The organism is Parapedobacter soli, from assembly GCF_025460835.1.
GTDB classification, from domain to species: domain Bacteria; phylum Bacteroidota; class Bacteroidia; order Sphingobacteriales; family Sphingobacteriaceae; genus Parapedobacter; species Parapedobacter soli.
Genome location: NZ_JAMXAY010000015.1, coordinates 1 through 15,190 on the forward strand (window position 1 = coordinate 1; position 15,190 = coordinate 15,190).

Consider the following 15,190-nt stretch of genomic DNA (forward strand, 5'->3'; position numbering starts at 1 on the left):
GACTTCAAAAAAGAAATATTGGGCTTTTTAAGGGTTGACTAAATAGGTCCACTTGATGTTCAATTCTGAATAAAGAGGTGATACCGCCGGCTAACATGCCGATAACCAGTATCGTTGTGATGGTTCGAAAAGCAATAATCCGCGCAGTGGAGGCCGTCATTCTGATGATGTCTTTTCCCATTTTTCAACTGTTTTTGTCAACTCGTGATTTACACCTACAAGACGTTGTCAATGATTACTTGTGACAAAAAAGCCGGCTTTTTATGACAAGTGCCGTAATTTTTCGGGATTTACCAAGTAATATATATTGGCGATTTTAGCATCCTCACCAATATCTATGGCAATCAACGCATCGGGAGACTTGCCGTCATGCTGGTGATAAAACGCTGCACCGCTCAGTCCATTTATAGATAGGAAGTCCATTTTATCATAAGCCGGCCCACGCTTCGCGCTCCCGGTCAGTAACTTCACGACGTCGCTCTTCCCCGATAAGGGCATTAAGATCGCAGGGGCATTTCCGCCACCATCTGCATACGCCGTTACGTCGTCGCGTAGCAATCCGATAATTTTCTCCAAATTTCCGCTTAAGCAAGCATCCAGAAATTCCCGGAGGATTTTTTCGTGCTCGCCGGCATCAACGGTAAACCTGCTTTTTTCCAATAGCAATTTCTTCTTCGCACGATGGAAATATTGCCTGCATTGATCTTGGGTAATTTTAAAAATTTCGGATATGTCGGTATATGGAAGGTCGAAAGCCTCTCTTAGAATCATAACTGCCCTTTCTATCGGGGTGAGTTTTTCCAACAAGTAAAGGAATCCGATGGACAGTCTGTTCTTCGGATCCTCTTCCGCTGGGTCTAAAGCCGATTGAACAGGTTCGGGCAGCCATGTTCCAATATAGTTTACTCTTTCTTTTTTAAGCTTCCTTAAGTGGGAAATGCATTTGTTGCTGATCGTACGTATCAGATAAAACTTCACGTTCTTAACGTGCGACTTATCCGATTCCATCCAGCTCGCATAGGTTTCCTGCACCATGTCTTCTGCGTCCGAAACCATGCCCAGCATATTGTAAGCAATGGAAAAAAGCATGCCCCTATACTGGTCGATCTCTTCTTTTTGTAACATGGGCTATCTATTCATCGTTAAAGGCCAAATGTGCATCGGGACAATAGATTTCCAGTATATTGGATGGATCCGCGAGGTCCTCAAATTGAAATTGACGATACAGGCCATGTGCATCGCTTGTATTGAGCATCTTTCTTCTTAGACGCCGGAACCAGGGCTGCTCGGTAATATAGGTTAGCATTTTTTTGGAAACACCCTGCCCCCGATAAGCAGGCAATACAAAAAAATCGGCAACCCATCCAAACGTATGGTAGTCGGTGACGATCCTTACAAACCCGACCTGTTTGTCGTTTAAAAAGGCTCCAACACAGCATGAATGCGTCAGCGAACGGTCTACCGTATCAAAGGAAATACCCCTGGCCCAATAGGAGTCTTCCGTCAAGAAGCGATGGATCATGGCAACATCCATATATGCCTTACCTGTTTTGATGGTTACTTCAAGCATATTTATTGAATGACACTGAAAAGATTAACATAAATACTCAATGAATGCATACTTACATGGTTGATTCAAACCACTTTACAATCGACGGCATGTTTCTTTCAAAACCACCCGGAATGAAAAAATTCAGCACCCCCGCTTTGCTTCGTGTTCGGTTGGAAAAATCATGGGTTGTTTTAGCAGGTATCCTGACGAATGTCCCTTTTTCTGCATCAATCCACCGGTCTTCCACCAAAATGGAGACCGTACCTTCAAGCACATAAAAGATTTCGTCGTTTGCCTCGTGCTGATGTGCTCCGACACCCTTTTCATCGGGTTCAAGCCACCATTCCGAAATACTGTACTTTTCTGCCGTTTCTTGCTCATCGGCTTTAAAAATGGCCGTCATCGTACCGAAATCATAGCGCCTACCGCGTCCTGCTTTTAAAACCAAAGCGTCCTGACAGTTGTTCTTATGGTCCATGGCTAATCGTTACTCGTTTGTGGTGGCACGTATTCGTTGTTTAATTTCATTAATCTGTATAATTGGCTGTATATTCGTATAATTCTTAAAATCATTAATAATTATATCCCTGTTTTGCGCTATCGCTTTATTATATTCAGCAATATCTTTAATATAAAAATAACCGATGGCCACAAATGGCGCTTCATCATTAACCGTCCTGCCTGAAATGCCGTTATCAATCTCGTAAAATTCCAGATTCTGCCCTAAAAGCCCGGCCACCATAGGCATATGCTTTTTTTCGTAATAGTCAATGTCAAAGGTCTTATCTTCTCCATTAGGATAAAGTATAACTACTTTAAACATTCCAGCCTCCCGGGCAACGGAACGTTTCAATTGCCCACTTTTGCAACTTATTAGCCCGAATAAGGCCAGGCATAACGATAGAAATTTTAGTTTAATCATATTGGAAGCTTATTTAGTTACACGGTCCTAGGGTCGTCTTCTATTTTACAGCCACTTTCGGGTGATGTCTTACCGGAAAGTTTACGGAATTAGCAATAAAGCAAAGCTCATTCGCTTTTTTATGCAATTCGATGGCTTTATCAATCATATTCGATTCCTTCACCGTTACGCTTGGATGAAGCGTCACCTCAATGAATTGCCCACCGCCGTTTGACGTTTCAACCATAACTCCTGTTGCATTGTCTTTATAAGCGGTCACGATGATCCCTGCGCCTGAACACAGATGCAGATACCAAAGCATGTGGCATGAAGATAGCGCCGCGACTAAGAGGCCCTCCGGATTATATTTGTGCTTATCCCCAAGAAAAGCGGGGTCGGCTGATCCCAGGATTTCAGGTTTGTTTTCCTCATTAATCCGATAACTCCTCTCGTAGCCGCTATAATGACTGGTGCCTGCTCCAGTATTTCCAGTCCATTCAATTGTTGTCTGATATTGATGTCGATCTTGCATAATTAGTGAATGATGCCATTTACCTTCTCCTGCCGTATATTTTTTGTCGTCATTTTTTATTGATTTCGCCGATTAATGACTTAATAACTATAAAGACGTTATCAACAGTGATTTGTGACAAAAGATAAGCTGTTTTTTTCGTGGCAAGGTGCCGCGGTTCTTAGGGATTTGCCCTAGACACTAATCTTATATGCGCCAAATGGTGCTTGCAATGCCATGCATACAGGGCAACAACTTCACCCAACGGAACTGGCCGTCCGTGTTCAGGGTGGACATACGCCCTTTTCAGATCCCCGTCATCGAGGCTTTCAAGCAATATGCCCCATCTTTCGTGTAATCCTTTTAAAAGACTCAACGAGGGTGCCAGATGAGTCGTGCTGTCAGGCAATGCTGCCCACAGTGCCTCTCGATAGGGCTTGATTACCGGATTTGTTTCTGTAAGCGCTAATTTAAAACGTATAAAGGCATTCATGTGGCTGTCCGCACAATGATGGACGACTTGCCTTACCGTCCATCCGTCTTTTCGGTAGGGGGTATCCAACTGTTCATCCGTCAATGACAGGACCTCCTTGTTAATTTCCTGCGGGAATCCAGCTATCACCCCTATACAACTCGAAAGTTCCTGCTTAGTGATGAGTTTCGGCTTTTTAAACCGTCCGATAGGGTATCTTAAGTCCATAGTCTCTGTGTCTGTCTCGTGTCTCATCCTACCGCTTCCCATTCATTTTCCAAACGGTTCGTTCTCCATATGTGTAACAAGGTAGAGTATTTTATTTGAAAACCCATATTTATTATCGTACCAGCTAATACAGATTATAGACCATAAGCTCCCAGGGCAAACAATAAATCAAGCCTTTTTTCTTTTACTGCTTAAACCTCATCAAAAATGTACCTACCTGAATAGTATACTTAAAAGTAGGTGTTGTTGCGTATTATACCAAGATTTATGCATGAAGCCTACCTCATGGCTATACAACCACTTCTACAATGCTAAGCGGACTTGCGTCCCTGGATTTAAGCGGGTACAACTCGCCGCTGAAACACTCGAAAAAGGACAATCCAAGCAGGACAATTACCGACACCCGAACCATCCGGCTACTGACTTCGTGGGTCCGAAATTTTTATTCCCCCATGCTCAATAGCTCAATGTTGTTCCTGTTCAGTTTAATCTTGCCCTCGTTTTCCAACGCCTTCAAAAGCCTTGAAACCACAACGCGTGAACTGTTCAGTTCGTAGGCAATTTCTTGATGTGTCTTGTTTATCGTTTGGGATGAATTGATTTTACTTGTTTCCAAAAGATAATGGTAAAGGCGTTTATCCATGTTCATGAATGCAATATTGTCAATCGCCGCCAACATCTCGTTAAACCGGTTATGGTAACTCATGAATACGAATGCCCTCCAGGTTTGGTAGTTACCCATCCAAGATTCCATATAGTTTACCGGGATCATGGCCACCAAACCATCGGTTTCAGCTACTGCCCGGATCTCGCTTTTCTTATCGCCCATACAGCACGCAAGGGTCATGGCACAGGTATCTCCCTTCTCAATAAAATACAACAACAATTCTCCTTCATCAAAGTCTTCACGCATGATTTTTATCGCTCCGTTAATCAGCAAGGGCATCGTCTTGATGTAGTTCCCAATGTCGATCAGCACTTCTCCTTCCTTAAATTCCACCAACTTGGCTACCGATGAAATCTCATCAATCAACGCCGTCTCGAAAATGGGGCCATACGTATCCTTGATTATCTTCATATTTAACACGCTAAATTATTGTAATCCTTTCCTAAAACACAAAGTGAAGCATACGAATATAACGCTCTCCACGTCAATATTTGCCTATTGTGGCATCATTTTATTATAAAAACCATTACCATTCAATATGCGTTGTAAAGCTAATGATTAACGAAAAATAGATGGGTAACAAATGTTACCGATACAACGTTTCGTGGTTAGTTCTGGCCATTTCCTACGAAAAAAGTAAAAAACAACCGCTGTGTAACACATGTAACTGACCAGCTTTTTGGATTGGTGCAGATTTGTACCCTAAATCAGAAGCATGATATGGAAATAGCTGGTTATATATCGTCCATTTTAATAGGTGTTGCTCTTGGTCTCGTCGGCGGAGGGGGCAGCATTCTTACTGTACCTGTCCTTGTGTATCTTTTTAACATTGATGCTGTGATGGCTACGGCGTATTCACTTTTCATAGTAGGTAGTACCAGTATTGCAGGGTCATTCTCCTATTTCAAAAAGGGGTTGGTCAATATTCGGACCGCTATTGTATTCGGTATCCCGTCCATAGTTGCCGTTTATCTCACCAGAGCTTACATTGTTCCCACCATTCCGATCGAGATATTCACTTCCGGTGATTTTACCTTCACCCGAAGTATGTTACTCATGGTACTGTTCGCCATTTTGATGATCGCGACTTCCTTTAGCATGATTAAAAAGAAGAAAGAAGTGGTGGAAGAAGTTTCACAAGCACAAAGGTTCAATTATCCCCTCATATTGATTGAGGGAACCGTAGTCGGAATCTTAACGGGTCTTGTCGGTGCAGGCGGGGGCTTCCTCATCATTCCTGCGCTTGTTCTGCTCAGTAAATTGCCGATGAAAGAGGCTGTTGGTACTTCATTGGTCATCATTGCCGCAAAATCACTGATCGGCTTTTTCGGAGAAAATAATGAAACCCCAATGGATTGGACATTCCTGTTGGTCATAACCGTATTCGCCATTATCGGAATTTTTATCGGGATGGTATTGTCAAAGAAGATCGATGGAAACAAACTCGAACCTGCATTTGGTTGGTTTGTGCTGGTTATGGGCATATATATCCTGATTAAAGAAATTTGGCTATAAAAATATTACCATGATGAAAACACATTATCAAATACTGATAGTCGGAGGCGGAACAGCCGGTATCATGACCGCTGCTAAACTGCGAAGAATGAAAAAAGGGTTACAGCTTGCCATTATCGAACCCTCGGAAACCCATTACTATCAACCTGCTTTTACATTGGTTGGAGCAGGTGCGTATAAAATGGAAAAGACGAAGCGGCAGGAAGCCACCCTCATCCCAAAAGGAGTCGATTGGATCAAAGATAAGGTGAATGGGCTATCGGCAGAAAAAAACCTTGTCTCGACCAAAAATAGCGGCAATTTTTCCTATGATTATCTGGTGCTTGCACCCGGGCTTATCTACGATATGTCGTTGATAGAGGGGCTGTCTGAAGCATTAGACAAGGGTGTTGTATGCAGCAATTATATCGACCCCGAATACACTTGGAAACTGTTGCAGAAGTTCAAAGGAGGCAATGCCATCTTTACACAGCCGGCAACACCGATCAAGTGCGGCGGAGCACCGCAGAAGGCGATGTACCTTGCGGCCGATCATTTCAAAAAACAGGGGATTTTGGACAAAACGAATATTGTATTCGCCACGCCGGGAACGGTTATTTTTGGAGTAAAGACCATTGCGGATACCTTGACGAAGGTGATCAATCGTTATGGTGTCGATCTACGTCTATATCATACACCGGTAAAAATCGATCCGGAACGTAAACGGGTATATTTTAAGGATAATACACCCGATGCTTCAAAAACATCTTTGTCTCCCATTATAGACAGTGCTGCCCGCGATGGAGGTCTTATTGAAGTTCCATTTGATTTTCTGCATCTCGCTCCACCACAGGTACCCCCACCGTTTATCCGTGAATCAAAGTTATCCAATGAAGATGGGTGGTTGGATGTCGATATAAACAGTCTGCAACACAAAAAACACCCCAACATTTTCGGCCTTGGTGATGCGACAGGGGTCCCTACCGCTAAAACCGGAGCGGCAATCCGTAAACAAGTACCCGTGGTTGTCGACAATATTCTTTCACTCATCAAAGGAAAAGAGGCAAACAACAAATCCTATATGGGTTATTCATCGTGTCCTTTGGTAACCGGTTACGGAAAGATGACTTTGGCCGAGTTCAACTACAAAAACGAATTTACCCCCGACCCCATGCTGAAGTACATGCTCATCAACGACAGTGACAAAGAACATTGGCGATTGTGGATACTAAAAAAATACATGCTCCCCTATATGTACTGGAATAAGATGATGAAAGGAAAAGACATTTAGCTGACAGCTAGTGTAACTAATGTAACTGTACAGGTAGCATAAGTAACATAAATTTGCAGTATTGAAAGAATAATTAATCATTAAAAATAAAGGACTATGTTTTTTGAACACATTTATGATAAGAGTTTGGCACAGGGCAGTTACTTGGTAGGCTGTCAGGTCACGGGCGAAGCAATCGTAATAGATGCCCAAAGAGATATAGATGTATATCTTGACATTGCAAAGCAGAATAACCTCCGCATCACGCACATTGCCGAAACTCACATCCACGCAGACTTTCTTTGCGGTTCAAGGGAATTGGCTGCCGTTACAGGAGCAACAATGTACCTTTCGGACGAGGGAGGCGAAGATTGGCAATACCAGTTCCCGCACAAGGGTCTGAAACACGGCGATGTGATTAACATAGGCAACCTCACGTTGGAGGTAATGCACACGCCCGGACATACGCCCGAAAGTATCAGCTTTCTTTTGACCGACCATCCGGCCACCGATAAACCGGTTATGGTATTTACCGGAGATTTTGTCTTTGTCGGTGATATCGGTCGTCCCGATCTCTTGGAGAAAGCCGCAGGGCTTATCGGTACGAAGGAAAAGGGAGCGAAACAGATGTATCAGTCACTCCAACGATTTGCCGAATTGCCCGAATACGTACAGGTATGGCCCGCACACGGTGCAGGTTCGGCTTGTGGGAAAGAACTGGGGGCCGTGCGGAGTTCGACAGTCGGTTACGAAAAAATCCGCAATTGGGCGTTCCAATATGGCGAAGACGAAAAAGGATTTACCGATTACCTGTTAGCCGGCCAACCTGAACCGCCGAAATATTTTGCGATGATGAAGCACCTCAATAAAGTGCCTCGTACGTTATTGGTCGAAGTGCCGAAACATCCGAAATTGAACAAAGAGCAGTTTCTTTCAGCATACGAAAAAGGCATTAAGGTCATAGACACCCGCAACAAGGTGGATTTTGCCAACGGTTTTATTCCCGGAAGTCTCAACATTCAAGGTAACAACTCTTTTTCTACATGGTGCGGTTGGCTGTTGAACTATCAGGAACAGTTTATATTGGTAGCCGATGGCAGCCAAATGGAAGACTTGACCCGTAAGCTGATGCGTATCGGCTTGGATAATATTTACGGTTACATTTCAGAAATCAATGATTTGGGCATTGAGCTACAAACAGCAGACGTGATTTCTTTGGACGAGTTTAAAACCTACGTCGGAAAAGATAATGTACAGATAGTGGATGTTCGGGGAATCACTGAATATGAAGGCGGACACGTAGCCGGTGCGGAAAGTGTTTTTGTCGGGACACTGCCAGACAATCTGGATAAAATCAGTAAGGGCGAGCAGGTAGTCATTCATTGTCAGGCTGGCGACCGCTCGACGATAGCTTATTCTATTCTTGCCAAAAATGGATTTGAAAACGTAAAGAACTATTCCGGTGGCATGAAAGAATGGAATGAGAAAGAAAACGAAGTAGTAAAATAAATGAGTGATATTATGTTCGGATTATTCAAAGACAAGCTGGCCGATACAGAGAACGACCAGTTGGCTGATGAAATTAAAAACGGTGCCTTCTTGGTAGATGTCAGGACATCACAGGAGTTTGCCGGAGGTTCGGTGAAAAATGCCGTGAACATCCCATTAAATCAACTGGAAACAAGCCTCGATAATTTTAAAGGAAAAAAAGCCATCGTGGTATTCTGCCAGAGTGGAAGCCGCAGTGGACGTGCAAAACGTATCCTTGAAAAGCACGGCTTCCAACAGGTCGTTAATGGTGGTGGCTGGCGCAGTTTAAGCAAGTTGGTGAACAGCATCACATAAGTAAGAAGCTAACTAAAAGGACAAGAATGAGAGATTATATAAAAAATTGGACATTAATGCGCGCGCTGAGGCTCATCATCGGTGTCGTTATTGTTATACAGGGTGCATATGAATCGCAATGGATTCTTTTGGGACTTGGTGCCATCTTTTCCCTTATGCCCCTTTTCAATATAAGCATGTGCGGTGTTGGAGGGTGTGAAGTGCCGCAGCATAGACCTAGTCGCCGTATAACGGAAGATGTAAACTACGAGGAAGTAAATAAATAACAAATAACGTAATCAAATAATATTGGAATTTTTAAAACAACCGTGGCCGTGGTACATCGCCGGCCCATTGGTCGGACTTACGGTGCCTGCCCTATTGATATTGGGCAATAAATCTTTTGGGATCAGTTCGTCACTTCGACATATCTGCGCTTCCTGTATGCCGGCGAAAATACCTTTTTTCCATTACGATTGGAAAAAGGAAGCATGGAACCTGTTTTTTGTCTTCGGTATTTTTATTGGCGGCATATTGGCAGCCGTACTGTTGGCCAATCAGCAGCCAGTAGGGGTAAATCCCGCGTTGGCCGATGAGCTGGCAGGTTATGGTATTACCAGTTACAACAGCCTTATTCCGGAAGACATCATTAACTGGCATTCGCTCCTTACCCTACGGGGCTTTCTACTGATCGTAGTGGGCGGTTTTCTGGTAGGATTCGGCACCCGGTATGCCGGAGGCTGTACCAGTGGACACGCCATTATGGGGCTGTCTAATCTCCAATGGCCTTCACTCGTTGCTACGATAAGCTTTATGATTGGCGGTTTTGTTATGGCAAACTTGATTTTGCCGTATATACTATCACTTTAAAACACAGGGAAACAAAAGATGAATAATACAAATACCGAGTTGGAAAAGAGATCGCAGGATGCGATGTGTGTAAATGAAAGCCAGTTGGAACATACATGGTACTACAACTTCAAGTACCTGATTGTCGGGATTATTTTCGGGATTTTGTTTGTCAAATCGGAAGTAGTCAGTTGGTTCCGGATACAGGAGATGTTCCGCCTGCAATCCTTTCACATGTATGGCATTATAGGTAGTGCCGTGGTAGTCGGGGTAATCGCTGTTTGGTTGATTAAAAAATTCAATATCAAGACCATTCACGGAGAAAAAATAACCATTTCACCGAAGAAATTCAATAAGGGCCAGATCTATGGAGGGCTGCTTTTCGGTTTCGGTTGGGCGATGACCGGAGCGTGTCCAGGGCCGCTGTTTGCGCAGATCGGTACTGGCGCAACGGTCATCGTGGTTACGCTGTTGAGTGCTATTTTAGGGACATGGGTATATGGATATTTTAGGGAGAGGATGCCACATTAGTTATCGGGTTTTAGAACTTTACGATTTGATGCACGGTGGGCATGGAAACATCGGTTCCAAAGCTGGTATTGAGTTCTATAAGGAATTCCTTGCCGACTTTAACGCCGCCGTAGACAAAGCGTTGGGCGAAATAGCTTTTGGATCGGGCCTAGACCCCGCCACAATCAATTCACATACGATATATCTGCCAACATGGCTGGATTTGATCGCCGAAAATGTAACCGAGGCGCTCCGTCCGAAATACGGAAAATATTACGGGTTCGAAGATGGCACGCCCAGCAACGCCCGGATGGCGGCAATATCAATGTTCTTCTATCAATAGTCAATACCAGAGAGAGGCCAATTTCCTGAAATGTGACCGTTCGCTTTTTGGGAAATTGGCCTTGCTCTTTCTTCATATCATTATAAAATCAAGTAAAATAATGGATGGATAACCGGAAAGATATAGCCTGTTTGCCTTAATTTTTATAAATTTATTGCGATGATGGAAACTTTCAAAATATTTCAAGTGGGTTCCATCGAGGCAAAAAAAATCATTGCCTCGGAAAATGAACCGCATCACCATGATTTTGAGGAACTCATCATCGGCACGGAAGGACAAATGGAACACTTTATCGATTTCAAATCCACCGTACTCGACGCCCCGTTTGTGAGTTTTGTAACCCGGGGAAAAGTACATCGGGTAAAGCCCATTATGAAAGATGGAAAATGCCAAATGTGGGCCATCCGCTTCAAAAGTGAATTTATCCCCGAAACAACCTTTCAGCTTTATTCACTCTATCATGACAATGCCAGCATCGAACTGCCCGGTGGCGCCTGTTTCGGGCGACTTGGCATGCTTTGCGAGATGATAGATGACGAAATGCAGCAATCCTCGCCAGATTATGCCATCATCCGGCAACTTCTTGGAGCGATTTTCACGATGATCGAGTCCGAACGGAGAAAATTAACACCCGATGATAAAGAACAGCTCAAGTCGCAAAGCATCACCTTTAAAAACTTCCTGAGAATCTTGGAAGAGAATTTCCGCAGGAATGTGGGTGTGGAATACTATGCCGAAAAATTGTTTATGTCTACCCGGAATCTCAATAATATCTGCCATCAAATCCTGCAGCAAAGTGTTTCGGAAATCATCGAAACACGAAAATTGATTGAAGCCAAAAACCTACTGTCCACTACCGACAAGACGATCTCGGAGATCGGCTTCGAGCTGGGTTACAACGAAAAAGCCTATTTTACCAACGTGTTTAAAAAGAAAGCCGGACAAACCCCTACTGCTTTCCGCACGGAAATGAAAAAGCTCGTTTCCTAAAATTACAACTCCTTTTCCGAATACTGTTACCCGTTCCCATTCCAATGGGAGTATCTTTGCATAAGATATAACTCATTAATTTATAACAAGTTAAAACAATAATAGAAATAGGAACAACGACCTATGAATAAATTAGCGTTTTTAAAAACACTGGCAATTCTGCCATTAGCAGGAGCAGCAATGAAACTGAAGGAATTGAATAAGATGACGGAGGCATTAAACAGTACGGCAAAAATGCCCGCACTGTTTTTAGGGCACGGAAGTCCGATGAATGCGATTGAGGAAAACGAATTTGTGGCAGGTTTCAGGAAGATTGCCGCAAAGATTCCAAAACCTAATGCTATTCTTTGTGTTTCGGCACATTGGGAAACGCGGGGCACTTTTGTGACAGCCATGCAAAATCCGCCTACCATACACGATTTTGGAGGATTCCCCAGAGAATTGTTTGCAGTGCAATATCCGGCATCCGGAAGTCCCGATTTGGCGAAGGAGACGCAATCGCTGATTCGGAAAACCAATGTTGGACTGGACGACAAATGGGGGCTTGACCACGGAGCGTGGTCGGTGATCAGGCATATGTATCCGCAAGCCGACATCCCTGTCATTCAGCTGAGCCTGGACTATTGCCAAAACCCGCAGTATCACTATGAGCTGGCAGGTGAGTTGAAATCACTTCGTGAAAAAGGCGTACTGATCATAGGCAGTGGAAATATGGTACACAACCTCCGTATGGTAGCGTGGAGGCAGTTGAATGAGAACTTCGGGTTTGACTGGGCGCTGGAAGCCGATGAAAAAATGAAACAGTTTATTTTGAACGATGATCATCAGTCCTTGATTCAATACCACAAACAAGGCAAGCCATTTCAATTGGCCGTACCCACACCAGAGCATTATCTGCCCCTGCTGTATGCACTGGCAGTAAAAGATAAAAATGAAGGAACAACCCTATTTAACGACAAAGCTGTTGGCGGTTCGCTGACGATGACATCACTGATGATCAGTTAATCCTCAAGTTAATTTTTATACAACTTTTAAATCAAGATACGATGGCCGGGAAAAAAGCGCATGAGTATGAAGTCATTTTCAAGCACTTACAAAACAACAAAGGCGAGCTTTTAGACAAGCAACCCATTACATTTCCTTTTCAAAACCACGATGACGTGTTTAATATTATTCAACTATTATCTGAAAAAGGTTTATTGAAAGATAAATCGCAAGTGGCACAATTCGCGCTCGGATTAAAGCTATTCGGAGATGTGATGATGAAAAACCGCGATATGGACTTGTTTTCAGAAATACAGCCCGCCTTCGTATCGTTTATGAAAAAACTGAAAGGTAAAAAATAAATGCACCCCTGATTATTACAAAATAGAATAGACATGAAAATAGGAATTACAGGAGCTACCGGGCAACTAGGTCGTCTGGTAGTGGAGAAGTTAAAACAACGTGTAAATGCAGGTGATTTGACGGCACTGGTCCGCTCTCCGGAAAAGGCAGCCGACCTGGGTATCGATGCAAGGCCTTTTGACTATACAAAGCCCGAAACACTTGCAGAAGGGCTGCAAGGTATAGACCATCTTTTATTGATTTCGGGAAGTGAGGTGGGCCAACGCAAAGCGCAGCACCAAAACATCATCGAAGCGGCCCAAAAAGCCGGTGTAAAATGGATCGTTTATACCAGCCTCCTGCATGCGGACACCTCCTCATTAAGTCTGGCGCCGGAACACATCGAAACCGAAAAACTGTTGAAAGCTTCAGGTATTCCCCATACCATCCTGAGAAACGGCTGGTACACGGAAAATTATACGGTTTCCATCCCGGGTGCCGTGGGTGCCGGTGCGTTCGTGGGCAGCGCTGGTGACGGAAAGATTTCTTCCGCTACGCGGGAGGATTTTGCCGAAGCGGCGGCAGTGGTATTATCCGGTGAAGGGCATGTCGGAAAGGTGTATGAGTTAGCCGGTGACGATGCCTATACATTGAAAGACCTGGCTGCGGAGATCTCCAGACAGACTGGAAAGGACATTCCCTACAACAATTTGCCCGAAGCGGAATATGCCAAAGTATTGGAGTCGATAGGCATACCTGAAGGGCTTGCGCAAGCTTTGGCAAGTTTTGATGTCGGGGCTTCAAAAGGCGACCTGTTTGATGAAGGCAAAGTGCTTTCTGGCTTGATCGGGCGCCCCACTACGTCATTGGCCGATGCGGTTAAAAAAGCGTTGGCGTAATAATAAAAAGAAATAGGCTCGGAGTTATTTCCGAGCCTGTAATAAATAAAACGTAAAGCAAAAAACATGGATTTAAAACTGACGGGGAAAACGGCCCTGGTCACCGGGTCGGCTTCCAGTATTGGCTACGCCATTGCCCTTGGCTTGGCAAAAGAAGGTGTAGCTGTCTACATCAACGGACGTTCAAAAGAGAAATTAGACAAAGCAGCCCAAGCGATCAGGGAACAGGTTCCCGGAGCTGCAGTGGAAGGGCTGGTTGCCGATTTTTCCAAGGTAGATGAAGTGAACGGCCTGATTGCCGCCCTGCCGGAAGTGGATATTCTGGTCAACAATGTCGGCGTATATGGCGACCAGCCCTTTGAAACCACAGGAGACGAACAATGGATGCGGGATTATGAAATCAATGTACTGAGCAGCGTGCGGCTCTCGAGGCACTACGCGCCGTTGATGAAAGCAAAAAACTGGGGCCGGATTATCTTCATTTCCAGCGAATCGGCGATCAACATACCTGATGACATGATCCTATACGGTGTGACCAAGACAGCGTACCTCGCTTTGAGCAGGGGACTAGCCAAACACCTGAGGGGAACGAACGTGACGGTCAATGCGGTATTGCCGGGCCCAACTTTGGCGGAAGGAACCAACGACATGTTCGAACAAATCGCGCGCGAAAACAACGTTTCTGTGGAAGAAGCGCCGTTGGTATTCATCCGGGAGAAAAGACCGTCTTCTATCATTCAACGGTTTGCCTCAACGGAAGAGGTAGCAAACCTGTTAGTCTATGTGGCCAGCCCCTTATCGTCTGCTACAACGGGAGCAGCATTGCGGGTTGATGGCGGTGTGATGGATGCAAGTTTTTAACAATAAATGATTTCCTTAACATGCAACAACGTAATCTAAATATCGGCTTATTGATTTTCCGGTTGAATCTAGGCATTTTTATGCTCTTTCATGGTATTTATAAGCTTCTCAATGGGGTGAATGGCATTAAGGGCATGCTGGCAGATATGGGGTTGCCGACTTTCCTGGCTTATGGCGTGCATTTGGGCGAGACCATTGCACCGGTATTGATGATTTTGGGTTATAGAACCAAACTGGCAGCATTGGTATTTGTCCTGGTAATGGTTGTAGCTTTTGGGATGGCCCATACCGAAACCTTCTTTACCTTGGGGAAATCCGGAGCATGGGCGCATGAGTTGATTGCCTTGTTCTTATTTGGTGGATTGGGATTGGCTTTTACCGGTGGTGGAAAATACGCCATATCCAATAAACATAAATGGGACTAACTGAGGGCAGCTATTCCCCTGCCCTCCTCCAAGTTAAAAAAGACTTCACGGTTTTACCACCGGATACA

21 protein-coding genes are annotated in these 15,190 nt (G+C 44.3%); 13 read left to right on the forward strand and 8 right to left on the reverse strand.

Annotated features, from left to right (window positions below):
• Window positions 1-4 precede the first annotated feature (4 nt).
• The 8 genes from NGM62_RS08575 to NGM62_RS08610 form a co-directional block, all read right to left on the reverse strand.
• Window positions 5-181: a hypothetical protein gene (locus tag NGM62_RS08575; protein WP_262247146.1), complete on the reverse strand. Its 177-nt coding sequence runs from the start codon at window positions 179-181 to the stop codon at window positions 5-7.
• 80 nt (window positions 182-261) lie between these two features.
• Window positions 262-1,125 (reverse strand): sigma-70 family RNA polymerase sigma factor, encoded by an 864-nt coding sequence (locus NGM62_RS08580; protein ID WP_262247148.1) that lies wholly within the window; start codon window positions 1,123-1,125, stop codon window positions 262-264.
• Between the two features lie 7 nt (window positions 1,126-1,132).
• Complete coding sequence (locus NGM62_RS08585) at window positions 1,133-1,570, reverse strand: GNAT family N-acetyltransferase (protein ID WP_262247149.1); 438 nt, start codon at window positions 1,568-1,570, stop codon at window positions 1,133-1,135.
• A gap of 52 nt (window positions 1,571-1,622) precedes the next feature.
• Entirely contained in the window at window positions 1,623-2,030 is a 408-nt protein-coding gene (locus NGM62_RS08590) for a cupin domain-containing protein (protein WP_262247150.1), read from the reverse strand.
• A 9-nt stretch (window positions 2,031-2,039) separates the two neighbouring features.
• Window positions 2,040-2,474 carry an EthD family reductase gene (locus tag NGM62_RS08595; RefSeq protein ID WP_262247151.1) on the reverse strand — a complete coding sequence of 145 codons (435 nt, stop codon included), beginning with the start codon at window positions 2,472-2,474 and terminating at the stop codon, window positions 2,040-2,042.
• Between the two features lie 40 nt (window positions 2,475-2,514).
• Entirely contained in the window at window positions 2,515-2,985 is a 471-nt protein-coding gene (locus tag NGM62_RS08600) for an OsmC family protein (protein WP_262247153.1), read from the reverse strand.
• A gap of 160 nt (window positions 2,986-3,145) precedes the next feature.
• Window positions 3,146-3,691 (reverse strand): YfiT family bacillithiol transferase, encoded by a 546-nt coding sequence (locus NGM62_RS08605; protein ID WP_262247155.1) that lies wholly within the window; start codon window positions 3,689-3,691, stop codon window positions 3,146-3,148.
• A 415-nt stretch (window positions 3,692-4,106) separates the two neighbouring features.
• Entirely contained in the window at window positions 4,107-4,742 is a 636-nt protein-coding gene (locus tag NGM62_RS08610; protein WP_262247156.1) for a Crp/Fnr family transcriptional regulator, read from the reverse strand.
• Window positions 4,743-5,051: 309 nt separating this feature from the next.
• On the opposite strand from NGM62_RS08610, the gene NGM62_RS08615 reads away from it, so the two are divergent.
• From NGM62_RS08615 to NGM62_RS08675, 13 genes are all read left to right on the forward strand, one after another.
• Entirely contained in the window at window positions 5,052-5,846 is a 795-nt protein-coding gene (locus NGM62_RS08615; protein WP_262247158.1) for a sulfite exporter TauE/SafE family protein, read from the forward strand.
• Between the two features lie 10 nt (window positions 5,847-5,856).
• Window positions 5,857-7,116 (forward strand): NAD(P)/FAD-dependent oxidoreductase, encoded by a 1,260-nt coding sequence (locus NGM62_RS08620; RefSeq protein WP_262247160.1) that lies wholly within the window; start codon window positions 5,857-5,859, stop codon window positions 7,114-7,116.
• A gap of 96 nt (window positions 7,117-7,212) precedes the next feature.
• Complete coding sequence (locus NGM62_RS08625) at window positions 7,213-8,604, forward strand: MBL fold metallo-hydrolase (protein ID WP_262247161.1); 1,392 nt, start codon at window positions 7,213-7,215, stop codon at window positions 8,602-8,604.
• A complete protein-coding gene (locus NGM62_RS08630) occupies window positions 8,605-8,940 on the forward strand; it encodes a rhodanese-like domain-containing protein (protein WP_262247163.1) in 336 nt (111 codons plus the stop codon).
• Between the two features lie 288 nt (window positions 8,941-9,228).
• Window positions 9,229-9,789 carry a YeeE/YedE family protein gene (locus NGM62_RS08635; protein ID WP_262247164.1) on the forward strand — a complete coding sequence of 187 codons (561 nt, stop codon included), beginning with the start codon at window positions 9,229-9,231 and terminating at the stop codon, window positions 9,787-9,789.
• An 18-nt stretch (window positions 9,790-9,807) separates the two neighbouring features.
• Window positions 9,808-10,299, forward strand: a complete 492-nt coding sequence (locus NGM62_RS08640) for a YeeE/YedE family protein (RefSeq protein WP_262247165.1) — start codon at window positions 9,808-9,810, stop codon at window positions 10,297-10,299.
• Between the two features lie 25 nt (window positions 10,300-10,324).
• Window positions 10,325-10,621, forward strand: coding sequence for a hypothetical protein (locus tag NGM62_RS08645; protein WP_262247168.1), 297 nt, complete (start codon window positions 10,325-10,327; stop codon window positions 10,619-10,621).
• Between the two features lie 159 nt (window positions 10,622-10,780).
• The gene (locus NGM62_RS08650; RefSeq protein WP_262247169.1) at window positions 10,781-11,611 is read left to right on the forward strand and encodes a helix-turn-helix domain-containing protein; all 831 of its coding nucleotides are present in this window, start codon (window positions 10,781-10,783) and stop codon (window positions 11,609-11,611) included.
• A 180-nt stretch (window positions 11,612-11,791) separates the two neighbouring features.
• The gene (ygiD, locus tag NGM62_RS08655; protein WP_262247171.1) at window positions 11,792-12,616 is read left to right on the forward strand and encodes a 4,5-DOPA-extradiol-dioxygenase; all 825 of its coding nucleotides are present in this window, start codon (window positions 11,792-11,794) and stop codon (window positions 12,614-12,616) included.
• Between the two features lie 41 nt (window positions 12,617-12,657).
• Window positions 12,658-12,957 (forward strand): DUF3861 domain-containing protein, encoded by a 300-nt coding sequence (locus tag NGM62_RS08660; protein ID WP_262247173.1) that lies wholly within the window; start codon window positions 12,658-12,660, stop codon window positions 12,955-12,957.
• 33 nt (window positions 12,958-12,990) lie between these two features.
• Window positions 12,991-13,836 (forward strand): SDR family oxidoreductase, encoded by an 846-nt coding sequence (locus NGM62_RS08665; protein WP_262247175.1) that lies wholly within the window; start codon window positions 12,991-12,993, stop codon window positions 13,834-13,836.
• Window positions 13,837-13,902: 66 nt separating this feature from the next.
• Window positions 13,903-14,697, forward strand: a complete 795-nt coding sequence (locus NGM62_RS08670) for an SDR family NAD(P)-dependent oxidoreductase (RefSeq protein ID WP_262247177.1) — start codon at window positions 13,903-13,905, stop codon at window positions 14,695-14,697.
• A 20-nt stretch (window positions 14,698-14,717) separates the two neighbouring features.
• On the forward strand, window positions 14,718-15,122 hold the full coding sequence (locus NGM62_RS08675; protein ID WP_262247179.1) for a DoxX family protein: 405 nt from the start codon (window positions 14,718-14,720) through the stop codon (window positions 15,120-15,122).
• Window positions 15,123-15,190 lie beyond the last annotated feature (68 nt).

Coding starts and splice junctions, on each gene's coding strand:
- NGM62_RS08665 (WP_262247175.1), top strand. CDS start 12,991: ATGAAAATAGGAATTACAGGAGCTACCGGGCAACTAGGTCGTCTGGTA.
- NGM62_RS08605 (WP_262247155.1), bottom strand. CDS start 3,691: ATGAGACACGAGACAGACACAGAGACTATGGACTTAAGATACCCTATC.
- NGM62_RS08620 (WP_262247160.1), top strand. CDS start 5,857: ATGATGAAAACACATTATCAAATACTGATAGTCGGAGGCGGAACAGCC.
- NGM62_RS08585 (WP_262247149.1), bottom strand. CDS start 1,570: ATGCTTGAAGTAACCATCAAAACAGGTAAGGCATATATGGATGTTGCC.
- NGM62_RS08640 (WP_262247165.1), top strand. CDS start 9,808: ATGAATAATACAAATACCGAGTTGGAAAAGAGATCGCAGGATGCGATG.
- ygiD (WP_262247171.1), top strand. CDS start 11,792: ATGAAACTGAAGGAATTGAATAAGATGACGGAGGCATTAAACAGTACG.
- NGM62_RS08660 (WP_262247173.1), top strand. CDS start 12,658: ATGGCCGGGAAAAAAGCGCATGAGTATGAAGTCATTTTCAAGCACTTA.
- NGM62_RS08615 (WP_262247158.1), top strand. CDS start 5,052: ATGGAAATAGCTGGTTATATATCGTCCATTTTAATAGGTGTTGCTCTT.
- NGM62_RS08670 (WP_262247177.1), top strand. CDS start 13,903: ATGGATTTAAAACTGACGGGGAAAACGGCCCTGGTCACCGGGTCGGCT.
- NGM62_RS08650 (WP_262247169.1), top strand. CDS start 10,781: ATGATGGAAACTTTCAAAATATTTCAAGTGGGTTCCATCGAGGCAAAA.
- NGM62_RS08600 (WP_262247153.1), bottom strand. CDS start 2,985: ATGCAAGATCGACATCAATATCAGACAACAATTGAATGGACTGGAAAT.
- NGM62_RS08630 (WP_262247163.1), top strand. CDS start 8,605: ATGAGTGATATTATGTTCGGATTATTCAAAGACAAGCTGGCCGATACA.
- NGM62_RS08590 (WP_262247150.1), bottom strand. CDS start 2,030: ATGGACCATAAGAACAACTGTCAGGACGCTTTGGTTTTAAAAGCAGGA.
- NGM62_RS08675 (WP_262247179.1), top strand. CDS start 14,718: ATGCAACAACGTAATCTAAATATCGGCTTATTGATTTTCCGGTTGAAT.
- NGM62_RS08625 (WP_262247161.1), top strand. CDS start 7,213: ATGTTTTTTGAACACATTTATGATAAGAGTTTGGCACAGGGCAGTTAC.
- NGM62_RS08595 (WP_262247151.1), bottom strand. CDS start 2,474: ATGATTAAACTAAAATTTCTATCGTTATGCCTGGCCTTATTCGGGCTA.
- NGM62_RS08610 (WP_262247156.1), bottom strand. CDS start 4,742: ATGAAGATAATCAAGGATACGTATGGCCCCATTTTCGAGACGGCGTTG.
- NGM62_RS08575 (WP_262247146.1), bottom strand. CDS start 181: ATGGGAAAAGACATCATCAGAATGACGGCCTCCACTGCGCGGATTATT.
- NGM62_RS08580 (WP_262247148.1), bottom strand. CDS start 1,125: ATGTTACAAAAAGAAGAGATCGACCAGTATAGGGGCATGCTTTTTTCC.